Genomic DNA, 1,567 nt, shown 5'->3' on the forward strand with positions numbered 1-1,567 from the left:
AAAAATAACAAAAGGCTAACAACGCACATAAAAAATTGCTAAATTTTAACTAATAATGAAAAGTATTACAAATAAAAAAACTATTTTAATTATTGAAAAATTGCGCTTTCAAACCCGCAACTTTTCATGTCCAACCCGTTGCCACACATTAAAGAAATTGAAACTAAAAACAATAATTATGAGTGATAAAAAACAAAATCAAAGTTCAGAATCTCAGAATTCAACCACAGAGAATTCAACAACGCAGAATGTTAACACAACCAGACCTTTAACAAATTCTTCAATAATTACATTGAATGATGATTTTAATATAGACAATTGCAAATAGAATTGCTATTAGTAAAATAAATTTGAAAGAGTTAATAAACCTTTTTGTCATTTTAGAGATCAGTACTTTATTTGACATTATAGAATCGTTATAACTTTGAATTTGAGTTGCTAAATACTCTTTTTCTAAGGTTACTCCTTCGAATTGATTAAAATATTCGTGTAATATATCTGTGGGAACTGAGCCTCTTATTTTTCTTAAATTAGGCATTAGGTTTTTACTTAAAATTACACAGCTAATAATTGAACCTATAAAAAAAATTGAATATAGATAATTATGTTTCATAATTTCAAGAAATGAATAAGTAACCAAAGACAGATAAACTCCGAAAACTAGAAAAGAACGATTTGAATTTTGGTCAACGGATTTTAATAAATCTGACAAATTCTTGTCCGCTTCTGACAATATTAACTCTAATGAGTATTTAGTTTGATTATTAATGTTTATTTCTTTCATAAGATAATTTGATTAAAACGATGTGGCAACAATGCATATAAAAAATAGGCACATTGTTACTAACATCAAATTTATTCATTAATTTTATATTTAAAACTAATATGAAAAGTTTTATATTAAATCGCCTACTTTTCATATTCTAACCGTTGGCATTTATGCGGAGGAAAATTTTTTTAAACAAGAAACTGGCGGAATTTTAAGTGAAAAAAATTGACTTTTAAAGCGGATTTTGAAAGTTGAAACGGAAACTAAAAAAGCAAGAGAAATTTTAAAATTCAAGTTTATAATAAACAGAAAAATTTCAGTTTTTTAAATTATTGAAACGGAAAACTAAAACAGAAAGAGAAGTTTTTAGAATTAAGAATTTAACAAGCAGAAAAAGTGTAGGATTTAGATTAAAATGACAATTCTAACAAACCGAGAAAGTTCAGTTTTCAAAAATTATTGAAAAAAGCTAAAACAGAAAGAGAAATTTCCAAATTAAAGTTAAGAACAAACAGAAAGATTTCAGGATTTAGATAAAAATGACAATTCTAACAAACTGAGAAAGTTAGGAGTTTTTACAAATTGAAAGTGATTTTTGAAACGGAAACCAAAATTGCAAAATAGTTTTCCAAAATTAAGATTTAAACTAACAGAAAGAATAAAGCACAAAATGCCAACAATGCATATAAAAAATTGCTTAATCAACTAAATAGAATGATTCTAAAATTTAATTATATTACATTTAAACATCGGAAAATTGCGTTTTCATAATCGCAACTTTTCATATTCTAACCCGTT

General features: G+C 25.3%; 1 protein-coding gene. It reads left to right on the forward strand.

The genetic code is table 11. The features are described 5' to 3' along the window. Positions 1 to 178: 178 nt before the first annotated feature. Positions 179 to 328: a hypothetical protein gene (locus Q8S45_RS13375; RefSeq protein ID WP_305605903.1), complete on the forward strand. Its 150-nt coding sequence runs from the start codon at positions 179 to 181 to the stop codon at positions 326 to 328. The last annotated feature ends 1,239 nt before the right edge of the window (positions 329 to 1,567 follow it).

Origin of the sequence: Lutibacter sp., assembly GCF_030692605.1 — a bacterium.
Classification (GTDB): domain Bacteria; phylum Bacteroidota; class Bacteroidia; order Flavobacteriales; family Flavobacteriaceae; genus Lutibacter.

Excerpts from the sequence above, each read along its gene's own strand:
- Q8S45_RS13375 (WP_305605903.1), top strand. The coding sequence starts at position 179 with ATGAGTGATAAAAAACAAAATCAAAGTTCAGAATCTCAGAATTCAACC.